The organism is Colwellia marinimaniae (genome assembly GCF_002207865.1).
Lineage (GTDB): Bacteria > Pseudomonadota > Gammaproteobacteria > Enterobacterales > Alteromonadaceae > Colwellia > Colwellia marinimaniae.
Map to the genome: position 1 here is coordinate 1 of NZ_BDQM01000039.1, position 18,266 is coordinate 18,266.

General features: G+C 38.7%; 10 protein-coding genes. 2 read left to right on the plus strand and 8 right to left on the minus strand.

Annotated elements, in window-relative coordinates:
• Positions 1–180: 180 nt before the first annotated feature.
• The 3 genes from MTCD1_RS16080 to ppsA all read right to left on the minus strand — a co-directional run bounded on the left by MTCD1_RS16080 (position 181) and on the right by ppsA (position 7,291).
• Entirely contained in the window at positions 181–1,341 is a 1,161-nt protein-coding gene (locus tag MTCD1_RS16080) for a porin (protein WP_057180724.1), read from the minus strand.
• Between the two features lie 55 nt (positions 1,342–1,396).
• Positions 1,397–4,606, minus strand: coding sequence for an FAD-binding and (Fe-S)-binding domain-containing protein (locus MTCD1_RS16085; protein ID WP_057180723.1), 3,210 nt, complete (start codon positions 4,604–4,606; stop codon positions 1,397–1,399).
• A gap of 291 nt (positions 4,607–4,897) precedes the next feature.
• On the minus strand, positions 4,898–7,291 hold the full coding sequence (gene ppsA / locus MTCD1_RS16090; RefSeq protein ID WP_057180722.1) for a phosphoenolpyruvate synthase: 2,394 nt from the start codon (positions 7,289–7,291) through the stop codon (positions 4,898–4,900).
• 331 nt (positions 7,292–7,622) lie between these two features.
• On the opposite strand from ppsA, the gene ppsR reads away from it, so the two are divergent.
• Together ppsR and MTCD1_RS16100 are read left to right on the plus strand one after the other, a co-directional pair.
• Positions 7,623–8,432 (plus strand): posphoenolpyruvate synthetase regulatory kinase/phosphorylase PpsR, encoded by an 810-nt coding sequence (gene ppsR, locus MTCD1_RS16095; protein ID WP_057180721.1) that lies wholly within the window; start codon positions 7,623–7,625, stop codon positions 8,430–8,432.
• A gap of 186 nt (positions 8,433–8,618) precedes the next feature.
• Entirely contained in the window at positions 8,619–9,674 is a 1,056-nt protein-coding gene (locus MTCD1_RS16100) for a 3-deoxy-7-phosphoheptulonate synthase (protein WP_057180720.1), read from the plus strand.
• Between the two features lie 178 nt (positions 9,675–9,852).
• On the opposite strand, the gene MTCD1_RS16105 is transcribed toward MTCD1_RS16100, so the two are convergent.
• The 5 genes from MTCD1_RS16105 to MTCD1_RS21845 form a co-directional block, all read right to left on the minus strand.
• On the minus strand, positions 9,853–10,335 hold the full coding sequence (locus tag MTCD1_RS16105) for a low molecular weight protein-tyrosine-phosphatase (protein WP_057180719.1): 483 nt from the start codon (positions 10,333–10,335) through the stop codon (positions 9,853–9,855).
• Positions 10,336–11,132: 797 nt separating this feature from the next.
• On the minus strand, positions 11,133–11,702 hold the full coding sequence (locus tag MTCD1_RS16110) for a hypothetical protein (RefSeq protein ID WP_057180718.1): 570 nt from the start codon (positions 11,700–11,702) through the stop codon (positions 11,133–11,135).
• A 93-nt stretch (positions 11,703–11,795) separates the two neighbouring features.
• Positions 11,796–14,780 (minus strand): UvrD-helicase domain-containing protein, encoded by a 2,985-nt coding sequence (locus tag MTCD1_RS16115; protein WP_057180717.1) that lies wholly within the window; start codon positions 14,778–14,780, stop codon positions 11,796–11,798.
• Complete coding sequence (locus MTCD1_RS16120) at positions 14,780–16,159, minus strand: McrC family protein (protein WP_057180716.1); 1,380 nt, start codon at positions 16,157–16,159, stop codon at positions 14,780–14,782. The genes MTCD1_RS16115 and MTCD1_RS16120 overlap by 1 nt, the downstream gene beginning before the upstream one ends.
• Positions 16,159–18,246, minus strand: a complete 2,088-nt coding sequence (locus MTCD1_RS21845) for an AAA family ATPase (RefSeq protein WP_231732996.1) — start codon at positions 18,244–18,246, stop codon at positions 16,159–16,161. The genes MTCD1_RS16120 and MTCD1_RS21845 overlap by 1 nt, the downstream gene beginning before the upstream one ends.
• Between the last annotated feature and the right edge of the window lie 20 nt (positions 18,247–18,266).

Below are 18,266 nucleotides of genomic sequence, written 5' to 3' on the forward strand. Positions count from 1 at the left end.
TTTGCTGTACTTGCGGGTAAAAATGTTACTGGTAGATGGTTGGGGCGCAGCCGCTGATTTGCTAATAAGTGCCATCCTTGGCACGTCCGATTAAAACACCACGGGGATGACGATCCTGAGCCAAGTGCATAGGCATGTTATCTTTTAGGATACAGTGAGCAAGCGTTAGCAGACCAGTCTTTAGAAAACAAACATCATGCCAACTCCCGTAGCATTTTCACCTTGGTTACTGCCTGCTGCAACCAAGATAGAGTCATCAATTTTACTTTCGATATAAAAATAAAAATTTTCATCCCAATGGTATTTAGCACTAAGAATATAATATTTCAGATGATAATCACTAACTGAGTCGATTGATGTTGGTGAATCGTCGGTCAACGAGTTATAACCAACAATAACAGAAATATTGTTATCAAATCGATAAGCAGCAAATAGCTCGACACCGCTCGATTTAGCCATAACTGTACCGATATCATTAACTTCATGATAAGTCATATCAGTAAAAACGACTGCAACATGTAAACCAAGGCTGCCATAAGGTCGATAAGTAATATGTGCCGTGATAAGTTGATCATCAGCTTTCGCTGACTGACGGTAATCATTTACTTTATCAATATCCGCAATTAAGCTTATTTTCGCTTTGTTATAAGCTAGGCCGAAACCGAGATCAAACGGTGCTTGATAGATAACAGCTAAACCATATGAATCATTAAATTTAACGCCAAAGGCATCTTCTGCACCGGGGATTTCACTGGTTCTAACTTCATCGTCAGAAACCAAGTACTGAGCAGCAAAACTAAACTTTTGATAATTAACTTTATATTGGATAGCTTGCTCTGCACGACCTGAGCCTGAGAAACCACCATCGGTACCAAAATTAAACGTCCCTTGTGCATCAGCGCCGAAAATTTCAAAATGATCAGTAACGCCGGCAACATCAAAGCTAACGCCCCACTGCTTACCCATAGTAAAGCGACCATAGGTTTCATGCTCAAAACCAACATAGCCCAACCTTAGCCATGTGGTATCCGTAGTGGGTCCGGTACTGGTTAAACCATTATTACCGACATATATGTGATCAGCAGTATTTGATATTTGTATGCCCCATTCAAGCAAACCGACTGCTTGCCAGTTGTCTTTCATTTGATGCGACAGAGAAAAAGTATAACGAGAGAAGCCATCATTGATTTCCGCTGTTTCGCCACTATTAATATAATAAACCGATAAGTTACCTTTAAAGTCTAAGCGACTCTTGTCATTATTAAAAAGTTCAAGTCCTTGGGCAACTGGCATAAAACTGGCTAATAAGGCCACCGTTGTTAACGAGGTTATCTTGTGCATTGATTGAAATCCTTAGGTGTATGTGTTGATTATCTAGTTATTTATCTGAATTTTTTTACATAGCGGCAAGTATTGCGGCTACCGGGTGTCTAGCTTTTAACGCGCTAAAACGCTTCACTTGCGAACGACATGAAAAACCAGTCACTAATATTTGTTCGCTATCTAAAGCCTCTACTTTAGTTTGCCAACTTAACTCATATATACCTTTAGAGTTCTCTAAGTTGACTTTTTCATGACCATAAGTCCCAGCCATACCACAGCAACCCACACTCACTTTTTCTAAGGCTAAACCAAAATGAGCAAAAATGCTTTGCCATTCATTTTCACTGTTTACCAAGGCGGTTTTCTCGGTGCAATGAGCAAACAGTTTGAATGGCTTACCTTTTGAGAGCTCAGTTGAGAGCAATGTCGATTTGAAAGTACTATCTTGCTGAATAAAGTCTAATAACCATTCATGGGCCAGTAACACCGAAAAGTCGCCGCGTTTTTCTTGCAAGGTTTTAGCGTATTCATCGCGATAACACAGCACCATGGACGCATCCATGCCCAGCATTGGGATATTAAGTGTTGCCAGTTGATTTAAAAACTCACTGCTTGATTTTGCCGTTTTAGCGAAACGCGCTAAAAAGCCTTTGACATGTTGCGCTTTACCATTGGGTTTAAAAGGCAATAATATTGGCTCTAAGCCCAGTTTTTTAATCAAGCTCATCATACTTTGTACCGTATTGGCATCGTAAAATGAAGTGAACGGGTCTTGTACTATCAGTACATAACCTTTACGTTGTGCTGGGGTTAACGCTTGTAACTTAGCTAAGTCAAAGCCTGAAAAACCGGCTTTTTTCACTTGTTTTTTCAAGGTCGGTACCGACAACAACGGCGTATTAACATAGCCAATGGTTTTCGCAGATAGCTTGTCATAGAGCTTAGTGCTCAGTACCGCATTAACAATGCGTGGTACTTTAGCCATTAACGGCGCAAGTATTTCCACGTTAGCAACCAAGTGATCTTTTAAGGGTCTAGCGTAACGTGAATAATAAATATTGATAAAACGCGACCTAAAGTCAGGTACATCTACTTTTACCGGACATTGACTGGCACAGGCTTTACAGGCTAAACAGCCTTGCATCGCGTCCATTACTTCATGGGAAAAATCGCCATTACCGTTGTCATCTTGCTGTGGTTTACTGATAAAATTAATGCGCAATTTTTCCGCGGCACTACTCAGTATCTCTTTTATCGACCAAAAACTTTTCGAGGAATTAATCTTGTCTTCCAGGGCAAGAATATCAACACCTTGTTTCTCTAATAAACGTAACCATTCACGCATTAAGCCAGCACGACCTTTAGGTGAATGTCGTCTATCGCCAGTAATTTTGCTCGACGGACACATGGTACTATCGGCATCATAGTTAAAACATAAACCATTACCATTACAGTCCATGGCAGCGGTAAATGACTCTTTAACCGTGACCGGAATTTGTCTATCAAAGAAGCCACGTTTGGTATCATCTACACTAACTAATTGATCATTAGAAGCAAATGGCGTACAAATTTTACCTGGATTCATTTTATTATGTGGATCAAAAACCGCTTTGATTTTTCTCAGCTCAGTAAATAATTTATCGCCAAAAAATTCTGGCCCATATTCAGAGCGGTAACCTCTACCGTGTTCGCCCCACATCAAACCACCATATTTGGCCGTTAATTTAACCACTTTATCAGATATGATCCGTAAGAGCTTTTCTTGCTCTGGGTCACACATATCAAGTGCTGGACGCACATGTAACACTCCCGCATCGACATGACCAAACATGCCATAATTTAATTTATAGCCATCTAGTAACGCGCGAAATTCAACAATATAATCGGCAAGATTTTCTGGCGGCACGGCCGTATCTTCGGCAAAGGCAAGAGGTTTTTGACTACCGGCGGTTTTACCTAATAGACCAACCGCTTTTTTACGCATGGCATAAATTTTGTTAATGCTGGCTAAGTCTGAAGTCACTTGATAACCAATTACGCCACAATTACCTGCAGAGTTAGCTGATGACTTCCCTGATAAAGAATCTGATAAGGAGTCTGATAAAGCGCTATCAGCACTGTCACCTTTAGCAATCAAATCATCCAATACCGAGGTAAGCTCGCTAACCTGTTCGGCTAAATCGGCAATACTATCGCCGTTATATTCAACGATATTAATGCCATCCATGACTTTTCCTGGCACATCGGTGATTAAATCACGAACACTATGCCAAACGATGTCTTGCTTAGCCAGATCCAATACCCGTGAATCTATAGTTTCAACCGAAGTTGCCTTGGCTTTAACCAAGGCTGGGGAGTGACGCAAGGCCGAATCAAAACTGTCGTATTTTATATTAATGAGTGTTTTAGCAACACGGATAACATTAATGTTTAGCTTGGCTGAACAGACAAAAGCCAATGAGCCTTCGGAGCCGGTGATCAAACGTGATAAATCAACGCCAATAATATCGCCGTCATCATTGGCCGTTAAGACATGTTCTAAATCATAACCGGTTAAAAAACGATTTAAGCGGGGAAACTTCTCTAACACCAAGGCACGATTTTCAATACATGACTCAAGTACTTGCGCCATTATTTTAGCATAAGTCTGGCCATGACTACTTTCCAATCCAGCTAAGTCCTGTGCTTGCGCTAAATCCATCGGCTCCGTATTAAATTCCTCGCCATTAGCAAGTACCGACTCAAGCGATAAAACATGGTTTGACGTTTTGCCATAAACTAACGAGCCTTGTCCTGAAGCATCGGTATTGATCATACCGCCTACGGTAGCGCGATTTGAGGTAGATAAATCAGGGGCAAAGAAAAAACCATAAGGGCGTAAATAATCATTCAGTTGATCTTTAATGACACCGGCTTCAACACGGACCCACTTTTCCTCAACATTTATCTCTAACACCTTATTCATGTATTTAGATAAATCAACCACCACACCTGGGGTTAAACTTTGCCCGTTAGTACCAGTACCACCACCACGAGCACTGAATTTAATAGTCAGGTATTGCTCATCACTGGCTGTTTTAGCCAATAAAACAATATCGGCTTTTGTGCGCGGGTGAATAACAAGTTGCGGTAACTGTTGATAAATACTGTTATCGGTGGCGACAGCTAGGCGAGCGCTGTAACTGGCATTAATATCACCAGTAAAATTATCACCTTTTAATGAGCGGATAAAATCGTCATATAAGGGCGGAAGATGATTTTGATGACTAATATGGGGAAGCATAACGACTTAACTTTAAAATAAAACAGGACAGTGGCCTGAGTATATCATGGAAGAAATGGCTTTTTACCCTAAAAACGAGCCTATATTCAATATATGGTAACTAAAATGAATAGTTTGCTATATTCCATGCAAAAAACATTTCTCTGATTATTAAGATTTTTATTTACATTACGATGTTAGCGTTTATTTAACCCACAGCAAGGGTAAGTTTTAACAAATGAACATAAAAAAGCGACTTAGTCAGTAACCCGAGTAAGCCGCTTATTTTCAATTGTTTTTGCTCAGCAAAAGCTAACTTTTAGCTTTATTGGCTAATTGTTCCGCCAGGTATAACCAGGTTGGCAATACGGTATCAGGGTTTAACGATATACTATCGATGCCCTGCTCCACTAACCAAGCAGCAAAATCTTCATGATCTGAAGGTCCTTGACCACATATACCCACGTATTTACCGCGTTTTTTACAGGCTTTAATGGCCATAGATAACAACATTTTTATTGCTGGATCACGCTCATCAAATAAATGGGCAATTAAACCTGAATCTCTATCTAAACCCAGTGTTAATTGCGTTAAATCATTTGAACCGATAGAGAAACCATCAAAGTAATCAAGAAATTGATCGGCTAATAAAGCGTTTGATGGTAACTCACACATCATAATGATGCGTAAACCATTTTCACCACGTTTTAAGCCATTTTCAGCCAGAATATCAATAACCTGAGCCGCTTCTTCTAGGGTACGAACAAACGGGATCATCACTTCAACATTGGTTAAGTCCATGTCATTACGAACACGTTTTATTGCTTCACATTCCAGGGCAAAACACGCTCTGAAATCTTTAGAAATATAACGTGCTGCACCGCGATAACCTATCATAGGGTTTTCTTCGTGCGGTTCATACGCTGCACCGCCAACAAGGTTAGCGTATTCGTTTGATTTAAAATCAGACATGCGCACTATCACTTTTTCTGGTGAGAATGCTGCCGCTAAGGTTGAGATACCCTCAGTCAATTTGGCGATATAAAACTCAATTGGACTGTCATAACCGGCGATAATGTCATTAATTTCATCTTGTAACTCAGCCGGCTGTTCATCAAAATTAAGTAAGGCTTTCGGGTGAATACCAATCATTTTATTGATGATAAACTCTAAACGCGCCAAACCAATACCCGCATGTGGTAAACGAGCAAAAGAAAAAGCTCGGTCTGGATTACCAACATTCATCATGATTTTAAGCGGTAGCTCTGGCATATCATTAATTTCAGATCTCTTCACCTGATAATCTAATTCGCCACTATAAATAAAACCGGTATCACCTTCGGCGCACGATACAGTTATCTTATCGCCCGTTTTAATCAATTCAGTGGCATTACCACAACCGACAACCGCAGGAATACCCATTTCACGGGCAATAATGGCGGCATGACAGGTTCTACCACCACGATTAGTAACAATCGCTGAGGCGCGTTTCATGATAGGCTCCCAATCAGGGTCAGTCATATCGGTAACTAACACATCTCCGGGTAAGATTTGATCCATGTCAGCCAGTGACGATAATACTTTCGCTACACCACTACCTATTTTATGACCAATTGAGCGTCCTTCACAAACCACGGTAATATTGTCATCTTTTTGTAAGTGGAACTGCTCCATGATATTAGCATTTTCACGACTCTTAACCGTTTCAGGACGCGCTTGCACAATATATAACTTGCCATCTAAGCCATCTTTTGCCCATTCAATATCCATTGGACGACCATAATGTTTCTCAATGATTACCGCTTGTCTAGCTAGCTCTTCAACTTCGCTATCGGTTAATGAAAAACGGTTAGAGTCCGCCGCATCAATATCAACAATTTCAACTTGCTTTGAATGCTCTTGGCTGTCTGTGAACACCATTTTAATGGCTTTGCTACCAATATTACGACGTATTACCGCAGGTTTACCTTTAGCAAGTGTTGGTTTATGAACATAAAATTCATCAGGGTTTACTGCCCCTTGTACCACCATTTCACCTAAGCCAAAGCTTGAAGTGATAAAGACCACTTGGTCAAAGCCAGACTCAGTATCAATAGAGAACATCACCCCTGAGGATGAAATATCACTACGCACCATACGCTGAATACCCGCAGACAGTGCTACGCCACGATGGTCATAACCCTGGTGAACACGGTATGAAATAGCTCTATTATTAAACAATGAGGCAAATACATGTTTAATGGCAACCATTACCGCGTCAAAACCCCGTACATTTAAGAAGGTTTCTTGTTGGCCGGCAAAAGAAGCATCCGGCATATCTTCAGCGGTGGCAGAAGAGCGTACCGCAAAAGAGGCATCATCGGAGAAATCACCGGCAAGTTTTGCGTAAGCCGCGGCAATATCTTGCTGCATTTGCGGGAGAAAGGGTGTGTCAATAATCCATTGGCGAATAGTAGCGCCACATTTGGCTAGCGCATTAACATCGTCAACATCTAAACCATCCAGTAATTGGTAAATTTTTTCATTAATTCCGCTTTGCTCTAAAAACTCATTAAAGGCAAATGACGTGGTAGCAAAACCCGTAGGCACTTGCACACCAACACTCGCTAGATTCGAAATCATTTCACCAAGTGATGCATTTTTACCACCGACGCGGTCAACATCATTCATGCCTAAGTTTTGATACCAAAGAACATTTTCTTGCACGACACTTCTCCAATTAAAAAATAAATTTGTTTAATCATACTAATTCTATTAAGTTAATTCTCAACTCAAAGCTTCATTCGTGAATTTAAAAGCATTACAATGCAGCATTATTGATTTTGATAAGAGAATAATCATTACCTGCAATCAATGCCTTGCCGCAAAGCCTTTTAATTATCACTGAGTGAAGCCACTTGATAGACTTGGTATTTTTGTAGTTAGGTACATTCTACACTGCCAGTTATAGTAAATAAAAGTCATAATAAAATATAAGTTAAAAGTTTTCATACTCACTTACACAATAAATTCACTATTCAATTAAGACAATTAAATTATGCGTTCAGCTTTTTACATCTCTGATGGCACCGCCATCACTTCTGAAGTTTTTGGTCATGCACTGCTGTCTCTCTTCCCTACTGAATTTGAGCACCATACCATTTCATTTGTTGAAAGCACTGAAAAAGCGCAAGAAGCAAAAATACGTATAGATAAAGCAACACGCCGTGCAGGCAAACCGGCATTGGTTTTTCATACTTTTGTTAATAATGATATCCGAGAAATCATTGAGAGTTGTGATGCTGTGCTTTATGATTTTTTAGAACCTTTCGTGGCGCCACTTGAACAAGAATTAGCCCTTAAAGCTAAACCTAAAACCCATAGAACTCATAGTATTCATGAAAAAACCTACGATTATCGGATAGAAGCGGTGAACTACGCATTGGCCAATGATGATGGCTCTAATATAAATAATTATGAAGAAGCGGATGTTATTTTAGTCGGTGTTTCCCGCTCAGGTAAAACACCAAGCGCGCTGTATTTAGCACTGCAATATGGCATTAAAGCGGCAAATTACCCTTTTACTGATGATGATATGGAAGAGTTAAAAATCCCAGTATTTTTAATGCCATTCAAGAAAAAACTATTTGGCCTAACCATCAATGCACAGCGGCTAATGGATATAAGAGAAGGTCGTATGTCTAACAGTAAATATGCGTCGGCCAGACAGTGTCGCATGGAAGTCAGAGAAGTAGAAAAACTCTATAAGAATGAAAAGATACCTTTCATCAATACCACCAAGTTTTCGGTGGAAGAGATAACCGCTAAAATACTGTCTGAAACAGGCTTACAGCGTTACAAATATTAATTTCAGCGAACTAATCGCACGCTAATATCAACTTATGGTGATATTATTGCTTTTATCGCTTTTTATTAGTAATAACAGTTCACATTAGCGGCTAATTTAGCTATGTTAGCGCGCATAAATTAGTTTATGCGCGCCCTATTGCGAACCAAACTAAAGCCAAACTAAAACCAAAAACATTAGAATTTCATGACCATTAAAACCGATGAACTACGCACCACGCTAATTGAAAACTTAACCTCTCCCGCTGAGCTTGCTGAACAAATTCCCCTAAGTGCGGTCACCGCAGCTTTTATTATGCAAAGCCGCAAAGAAATTGAAGCCATTATTCGTGGTGAAGACAAACGTTTACTGGTAATTATCGGCCCTTGCTCTATTCACGATACCACTGCCGCCATTGATTACGCTAAAAAACTGGCAGTATTGCGTGACAAGTATCAAAATGAATTACTCATTGTTATGCGTGTTTACTTTGAAAAGCCACGTACTACCGTGGGTTGGAAAGGTTTAATTAGTGATCCTGACTTAGATAAATCGTTTCACGTTGCCAAAGGGCTAAAATTAGCACGCGGCTTATTAGTCGCTATTAATGACTTAGGACTCGCGGCTGGTACTGAGTTTTTAGATATGGTTACCGGTCAGTATATTTCAGATCTGATCAGTTGGGGCGCTATTGGCGCACGTACTACTGAAAGCCAAGTTCACCGTGAATTAGCTTCTGCGCTGTCTTGCCCAGTGGGTTTTAAAAATGGCACTGATGGTAACGTTAAGATAGCCCTTGATGCGATTCAGGCGTCAAGAGTACCGCATGTCTTATATTCGCCGGATAAAAGTGGCCAGATGTGTATTTACCAAACCCATGGCAACCCCTTCGCCCATGTGATTCTACGCGGCGGCAAGGTCCCTAATTATCATAAGGCTGATATTAAAGAGACCTGTCAACAACTTGAAAAAGCATCATTATCGCAAAGCATTATGGTTGATTGTAGCCACGGTAATAGCAATAAAGACCATAATAAGCAAATAGATGTCGCTCGCTCTATTGCTGAGCAAATCTGCCAGGGTGAAGAGAGTATTTTTGGTGTGATGATTGAAAGCTTTCTAGTTGAGGGCAAACAAGCGGTGAAAAAAGAAATACCGTTAACTTATGGACAAAGTATTACCGATGCCTGTGTTGATTTAACGGTCAGTGATGACATTTTAGCCTTACTGGCTGATTCGGTGAAAACGCGCTTCGCCAGTTAAACTATCGGGCTTTGTCTACTCCTCCACCGAGAAAAAGCTATTAGCTAGATAAAAAACCTTAGCTTTTGACTAAGGTTTTTTTATATCTCTATGACATGTTGCGTTAATTTACTGCTGTAAATAGAGATAATTTAACTACGACTGTAGATAGTCACACAGGTTGGATAACTACACCGCTTTACATTTTTGCTAATAAACCATCACTGGCCGCTTCAACCAAATCAAGTACATAGTCAAAACCTTTAGCGCCACCATAATACGGATCAGGTACCTGCTCTTCTTCATGGCCAACAGCAAAATCTAACATTAAGTGTATTTTATCTAACATAGCCGGTGGTGCTATTTTTTTTAATTCGTCAATATTGTCATGGTCCATCGCTAGAATGAGATCAAAATCGCTAAAATCTTGCACCGTCACCTGACGTGCTTTAATACCGTCAAAGGAATATCCACGGGCAATACCCGCTTTTTGCGCACGATGGTCGGGTTTTTCTTTGGCATGAGCACCCAGTGTCCCCGCAGAATCGACTTTCAGACTGAGGCCTTGCGCTTTCATTTTATGTCTAAAAACCGCTTCGGCACTGGGCGAGCGACAGATATTACCCATACAGATAAATAATACCGAGTTAATTCCCTTAATATTCAACGTCTTATTAGTCATTTTACCTTCCGTTACCTGTTGATTTTTGAGTATTTACACCCTAATAAAATCAACAACTTGTAGTTTTGTTTTGGGGAATATTTAGAGGATTATATACCCTAAATTCAAACGCTAGGCTGAAATAGTAACTCAATTTTCAAAATAAAAACATAGTTTAATATAACAAAGTAAAATCAACAAAACTGAATTTAAACTAACCATTGATTCGATGGAGAGCCAACGATATTATTTAAGAAAATATCAATTCTGCTCCCATACAATGAGGGGTATATAATGATACAGCAGTACTATTTGAGAATAACTAGGACGATAAAAGATCTAAGAATTGGCACGATTATGAAACCCACTTACTTTAATTGACTTGCAGGCTATCAATTAATTATACGTACGCAACTATGTACACACCTTAAAATAGTAATAATAGAGAGCAGGATATTGTTTTCAACATGTTGGATGTTAAGCGGCAGTTTATCGTTCTTATAATAAAAGTAACGCTATATCCCCTACTTTAAATACCTATAACTACCGCAGAACAATATGTTTAAGTCTAATAGTTTTGCTTAAAGATAGTTAATGACCTTTAACTTTAAGACCAGAAGTTGCCATTTATTGTAATTACTATTCGTTATCTAACTAAAAGAATTTCTTGGTAACGTTTTGCAATGCCTAGGAACCTTATTGGATATTAAATACACCTTTTTGTCTTATATCTTCCGAATAATCATCTATATTGACTAAATAATCGCTTTCAGACACATTTGACTAGCTCAATGTGTCGATAAAACGGTTTTAGCATTTCAAAATGATCCTTTAGCTATTTTCTGAGTTACATCAAACTTCACCAAAGGGTTATTTTTAATTGAGCTATCAATCAATTTGATTTCTTCTTGCTCCAATGGATTATTGGGTATTTCAGGAATAGTGGCAGCAATTTTCTCTCGTTGTTCTTCATTTACACAGGTGGCCAGTGCTATTGCTTTAGCCGCAGGAGATAATCGAGTTGTCGCTTCTTGTACTTGCTGCCCGGTTAATTTAATGGCATTAAAACCTAAGCTGGTCGATTGTTCACTCTCTAGATATAAAGCGGTTGGTGAAAAGCTATAGCCTTCACCATCAACAATAATCAGCGCAAAACGTAAATTGGGTATGTTATTAATCACAACAAAGTTATTAAGTTTTGTTACCGCTTCAAAAGCCCCAAATCCCATGCGAATACTTTGCTCACAGACATCAAGACATACTGTCACCATACCTTCACTTAAATGTTCTGAGACCCGAATCAAAGCACCATCTACTTCAAGCCTAACTCCAGGTGCCGCATATTTTACTGACTCCGTTGCATTTTCAATTAAACTACTTATTTTCAACGTGTCTAAATAAGTAAAAAACCATCACTATCTTCCATGTCATTTCCTCTTTTTATTATTTATTTCTTCACGATAAGTTAACTCACAGAGTCTCTAATCAGCTAATACTTTTTTTGCCTCGCTATAACGTTTATCAAATGCTTCAAGTCGGATATTCTCACCACATGAATCATCAGCACCACGACGAAAACGGTTACAACCGTAAAACGTCTCACGGTTAGGATCATTCTCTAGCCTTGAAACCATAGTACCGCTACCGCAACGTAAACAACCTAGCTCAACTTCACCGCATCCTAAACAATGACGAAAGCCTTTAACATGTGTTTGCATCGGTGAATTACAATGCTTACAGGCATTCATTGTCGTATCGCACGCGGGAGCTAATGAACATTTATAAAACGTTTTACCGTACTTAGTCGGTAGCGGTTTTAATATTCCTGACTTACAACTTGGGCAATGCCATTTAGCAAATGAGTCAGCTAACTTATTATCAACTAACTTATTGCCGTATTTGTTTATTTCCGTTAAAAAAGGGCTTCCTTGATCAGAATCAAACAAAATATAAACAAAGTGTTTAGCTCGAGTCAGTGCTACATAAAACAAACGACGTTCTTCTGCATATAAGTAGTCTTCTTTATTCGGCAGCACTAAATCGATAAGTTCGTCATTCTCTCTTGAAGAAGGAAAACTGCCAACTTCTACCCCAAGCACCACAACATAGTCAGCTTCCAAGCCCTTACTGGCATGCGCCGTTACATAGTTTACATCTAAAAACTCAAATGGATGGCGGCTAAAATCAATACCGTCAAGCATTGGCATATTCTCTTGTCGAAAACGTCCAATGATCAATACCGATAAACGTTTATCTTTTTGCTCGGCGCTACGGTTAAAAGTATTTAATGTTCGTTGTAAAACTTTCACATAGGCCTGCTGCTTTTGCTCTTTAATATGGAGCACACTATGTGTTGGTAAGTCTTTTTTAATGTCGACTAAACGTAACGCTGGGCTATCAACGTTAGCATGCGTAGTAATTTGTTTTTTTAACTGGCCAGGGTTCGCCATCACAAACTGGCTGCTGACATGATGGATTTTATTGTTAAAGCGAAATGTTTTATCTAACGGCACCGCTGTCGATGGCGAGAAACTCTTACTAAACTCAGTAAATAACGCAATATCAGCACCGTTAAACCGATAGATAGATTGCCAATCGTCACCCACAGCAAATAACCTCATATTAGGTTTAGAGGCCAGTAACGCTTTTAATAACTTAGCTCTGCCACCAGAAATATCTTGAAACTCATCGACAAGGATATGGCTGTAACTATGAAAAAACTTACCTTTTTCAATTATATCAACTGCCAAGGCAATCATATCGCTAAAGTCAACCGTATCTGTTTCTTCAAGGTGTTCCTGATAGCTTTCAAACACTGGGGAAAATATATTTAGAAAGGCACGGGTACGCTCAATATCACAGACCTCGGCACTTATACTATTCAATAGCAACTCAACAGTGAAACCCCCTTCTTTGAATAAACCTAGAAAGCGTTGCAGCAATTCAATAAAACCTTGCCACTGGGTTTCATTTTCTTCTTTTAATTTTTTAAAAATCTCATCTAAAGGGATGGTCTTAATTTCAACATGGTTATCAATTAAAATTTGAGTTAAATTTTTCTGCAGACTCCCTTCCGTTAACTGGTAAGAATACAACTCAGCCATTATCGTTGCTTTGTTTCGATGCAGTTCGCGTTTCCACTCAAGACCTTCAAGATAGCTTTGTTGATCAACAAACGGAGCCGTTTCAAACTTCCTATTTAGCCCTAAATACTCAATATAAATATCAGCTTCAGGTAAATAAAAATCAGGTTGGTACTGCCTACGGGCAACACTTTTGGTATCGTATTTATAATTGGCTTCATACTCATAAGCCACGCCATTTAAGGTGAGGAAGTTAGCAACTCGCAACTCGCCGACACTTTTTACCCATTCGCCTTTAAGAGTCACTAACCGACAGCTCGATAAAAACTCGTGATAATCATCAATATTGTCAAAATCTAGCTCTGACTTAGCTGGCGTACCTAAACTAGAGAAATAGTTAACCAATAAGGCTTTATAACTCTCATCAGCTTGCGCTAACTGTTCAAGAGACTCATTGATAAAAGAAGTAAACTGATGGGGTTGTTCACTAAAAGGGGTAACTGCTTTCTTATAACCGTAGTGATTGGCAATTATTTCATTACCTAATGCATGAAAGGTACTTGCTTTAAAATCCTCGCCTACCAAGGGAATACGATCTTTAATTCGTTCATTCATTTCAGTAGCCGCTTTATTACCAAACGCTAACATCAGTACATTTTTGGCTTTCGCTATATTGGCCTCAACTAAAAAACCCGCTTTACCAATTAAGGTTGCCGTTTTACCTGTACCTGCGCCAGCGATCACTAAATTATGATCATCATTGGTCACACAAGCTATCCGTTGTTTTTCTGTTAATGGCAGTTTTTCTACCGTATCAAAGAACGTCTTATATTTAGTCAGTAATACCGGCACAACCGATTGATTATGAAGCTCACGCCCCAACTCACTCACATCTTTTCCAGATAGTTTCTGTGCTTGTATAAAAACGTCTCTATGTACCGGGTTTGTTAACTGTGAGGCATCAATACCTAGATGGCTAAACTTAGTGAACAATTGATGCAACTGGGCTATGGGCTGCCATTCAGTGCTAGACAGATAGACCTCACGATTGGTTAATTGCTCAAGTGAGGTTTGAAATTGTTGCCAACGATCACTTGAAGCCACTAACGTTAATAACGATTGAATAAATTGCTGTTTAAATGAGTTAAGCTGAGCACTTTTAAAACCTTTAAGCACTATCGGCGGTTCATTTGAACAACTAATCGTTAAAACATCTAAAAACCAGCCCGATTGTATTTCAAACTGTTCAATATCGTTTAATGAGAGTTTGTGTATTTTACTCGTATTAGTGATGGTAATTTGAGTGTTATCAAGCACAACGCGCAACTCAATACCGCGAAATTTATGCCACCACTTTATTAAACCTTGCGTTTCTAACTGCATTAACCAACCCCAGCTTGGGTACTAGGTGTAAAAACAGTTTTCAAAATAGAGCCTTCAGGCAACTTCAGCCTTTCATCATCATTAATGACAGATGCTGATATATCAAATGGTACGACCCACAAGCGCAATCGTTCGTTATCGTCAAAATCAAAGCTATGTTTTATTGCTTCGTTAAAACCGTCATGACTAGGATAGATTAAAAACAGCTCGCCTTCGCCATTCAGGTATTTATGGCCATAAGCAAACATTTGATAAAAATCACTTTGTGATAAACCATATTTAGCTTTTTCGTCAGCTTCACTATTATCACTAACAAGTTTCCACTTGGTATCAAGCACACAAGCATTTTGTCCTTTTTTTTCACCGCTAGCATGATGAAGTAATAAGTCAGGCTGTAGTTGAAAACGGTATTTCCCTTTATGTTTAACCAGGTATTTTGAGCTGGCTTGTGTTTTTAAGCGCAAACCATCAGGTACTTGCTTACGTAGAATACTAGCGACGTAGCTTTCAAAAACAGCTTCCATTGGAAACAGTAATGAAAAGGCATTGTTCTTTCCTTGCATGGTTAACGGTGAAAAGCCGTCTAGTATTAACCTTGCCCATGCCAATGGCGTTTCGTAGTAATTCATGCCTCTATCAAGCTTTATACTGGCAAAGTCATTTTTAATATTACTACTGAGAGGGATATCGGCAAAAGCGAATAATAGCTCTTGAGTCAACTTTTGATTATTTGCACTTCGGCTATAGCCGCTCACTTTTTTTAATGCACTGTGAATTAACCTGTTTACCGGCCTATCTTGTAAATACTCATCATATTCCACATAGAATTTATGTTTATTAATAAAATTATGTTGCACTTGCTTACCAACTAATAATTTACCTTTTAAAAAAGCTAAATTATCTTCACAACGCACATAATCACTGCGCATCCCTCGTTTAATTAGTTCATTTACCGAGGACAAAAACTGACTAATAAACACCTCTAACAAAGGCATTTTGTTTTTCGCTAAATTGGCGTTGTTAGTTTTTAAATGGCGAAAGCTTTTTAAGGTTTTCAGCATATTTAATAACGAGTCTTGTGCGTGCTGAGCCCTATGCTCACCTGAATTTTTTTTAGCAACCTTTGGTAATACTTCTATTTGCGTGCCATCAGGGGTAAACAATACCCCTGCATAGTTTTTTACCTGTAGCACATCACAGTTGTCAATAAATCTTGGCCGTAAAAAACGACTTTCTGATTTTTCACAAGCGCATAGTTCTTTTAAATATTTGTAAGCAGAAGCTGATATCTCTTCAATACGATCAGAGTATTTAGCTTTATCGCCAACACCTAAATAACCAAATTCGAAAACTGTGACTTGCTTTTGAACACTTAGCATTAAGGTTGAGACACCAGTTCATCTTCTGTTTTAAATTCTTCGACGCTGGTACTGTTCGCCTCTTCTAATTTTTTTCTCTCTGCTTCGGCTTTAGCTTTAACCGTATCTTCTGCCTTTTTAATTATGGCTTTTAACTTCCCTAGATCATAAATTGCCTGATAAACTTCTTCGTTTGCCCAGGGGCTGCCTTCATCGGTAAAGCTTGCTAATTGATAGATTGTTTTTTCATCTTCATAGGCATCTAATCCATGGTTTTCACCAAAAAAGCTGCTGTATTTCTTGGTTTGTGCTTGAACAAACATAGTCTTTTTCAGCTCATCATTTACATCTGATAACTTGGTTGTTTTCCTATTATCTCCCAACACTAAACGAATTTTGTTCCAGTCTTCAAAAAAGTACTCTTCTAGCAACGGGATGATTTTGTTTTTAAATACATGCTGAAGCTCAACAAAGGCTTCATCTTCACCCTCAGACTTTAATGTTTCAATCACCGGCATAAAAAACGCATGACCAAGCGTGTGTTCACGATCATAAAGCACTTCAATGCGCTCATTCATTGTTCTTAGTAAACTTTGAAGGTGAATTCCTTTAACGGTTTTATCTTTAAACAATTCAGGCTTTGGCATCATTTCAACAAAGTCAAAACGGCGACGAAGTGCCGTATCCATCATAGCTAGGGATCTATCTGCGGTATTCATAGTGCCAATAATATATAAATTATTAGGTACAGTGAATTTTTCATCCGGCGTATGGGGTAAATAAATAGCTAAAGCTTCAGGATTTTCTTTGCCCTGCTTATCCAAGCCTGATCGCTTTGAAGGTTCAATTAAAGTAATTAGCTCACCAAATATTTTTGAAATATTACCTCGGTTAATTTCATCAATAATTAGGACAAAGTTTTTAGCTTGGCCTAATTTTGGCGCTTTATATTCATCAACATTATATGTAGATTTAATATGGTTAAGTATTGATTTTACATATGAAGAATTATAGATTTTTTTACTAGTTACTCCATGGTAAAGATTTCTAACATTGTCAATTGACACTGGATAACCACGGCCTAAATCGTCATGTATTGTCGCTTCAGGAAATACCCTAAATGTGGTATTACCATGGTATTGAACAGAAAAATCATGGCCTTTTAAGGTGCTTAGGGTTAATGCGGTGGATTCTTCCAATTCCTCTTTAAACTGGTTCAATGCTTTCTCAAATGTATCCTGTTCAGGCTCAATTCCTTTAGAAGCATCATCACAAATATTTTTAAAAATCCCCGGTTCTACATCATATGATATTTGACCTTTATCGGTATTTGCCTTTAGCCCTTCAACAAATTCCTCATAACCATAGCTTTGATGAAAAGTCACAAAACGAATACGGCCAGCTCCAGTGAGCTTTTTATATAGCAGAGTAAGTTTTTCACGCTGTTCAGTGGTTGCACCTTCCGCATCATCTATATCAAGGGAGGAGTATTTTTCAGGCTCTGCCGCTTTAACGGCCGCTTCAATGCTTTGATAAGTTTTGCCTGTACCAGGAGGGCCATATAATATTGAATTCAAAGGAACATAGTAGTTAACAGAGTTATTTGAGACTTCCTCTGCATCGCCAAGGGTTACAACCTTGGTGAATTTACTATGATCTTGTTCCGCATGATTAAAAGCAAAATCAATTAAAGCTTTTCTCTGCCACTTAGTTGGAAAAACTTGCCATACTCTTGGCTGATAAGTGTAGTTATACCAAGTACGCTTTTGGTAATCCGTTTGCCAATCAACGTTTAACGTGATGCCATCGTTGAAGTTTTTGGTAACAACACCTATTGCTTTAATATCCATAACAGAGGCCATTTTCCCACTATTCTCAAACGGTAAGCCATGTATTTGTGTGTAAACAGATTTAATGGCTACTTTATCGCCAACCTTTATTTCTTTTATTATATCTAGGAATTTGTCATCAGAGCCATTTTGCCAAATACCGTCTTTTAAAAACCGTTCGGTTTGATCGTCTGTACTTCCATATGAAGCTCCTAAGAACCAATATACAGAATCATAATTCTCTGAGTTAGTACCATCATGCTCTAATTGACTATTCAATTTCATAATCCTTTATTATT

Coding starts and splice junctions, on each gene's coding strand:
- MTCD1_RS16080 (WP_057180724.1), bottom strand. CDS start 1,341: ATGCACAAGATAACCTCGTTAACAACGGTGGCCTTATTAGCCAGTTTT.
- MTCD1_RS16085 (WP_057180723.1), bottom strand. CDS start 4,606: ATGCTTCCCCATATTAGTCATCAAAATCATCTTCCGCCCTTATATGAC.
- ppsR (WP_057180721.1), top strand. CDS start 7,623: ATGCGTTCAGCTTTTTACATCTCTGATGGCACCGCCATCACTTCTGAA.
- MTCD1_RS16100 (WP_057180720.1), top strand. CDS start 8,619: ATGACCATTAAAACCGATGAACTACGCACCACGCTAATTGAAAACTTA.
- MTCD1_RS16105 (WP_057180719.1), bottom strand. CDS start 10,335: ATGACTAATAAGACGTTGAATATTAAGGGAATTAACTCGGTATTATTT.
- MTCD1_RS16115 (WP_057180717.1), bottom strand. CDS start 14,780: ATGCAGTTAGAAACGCAAGGTTTAATAAAGTGGTGGCATAAATTTCGC.
- MTCD1_RS16120 (WP_057180716.1), bottom strand. CDS start 16,159: ATGCTAAGTGTTCAAAAGCAAGTCACAGTTTTCGAATTTGGTTATTTA.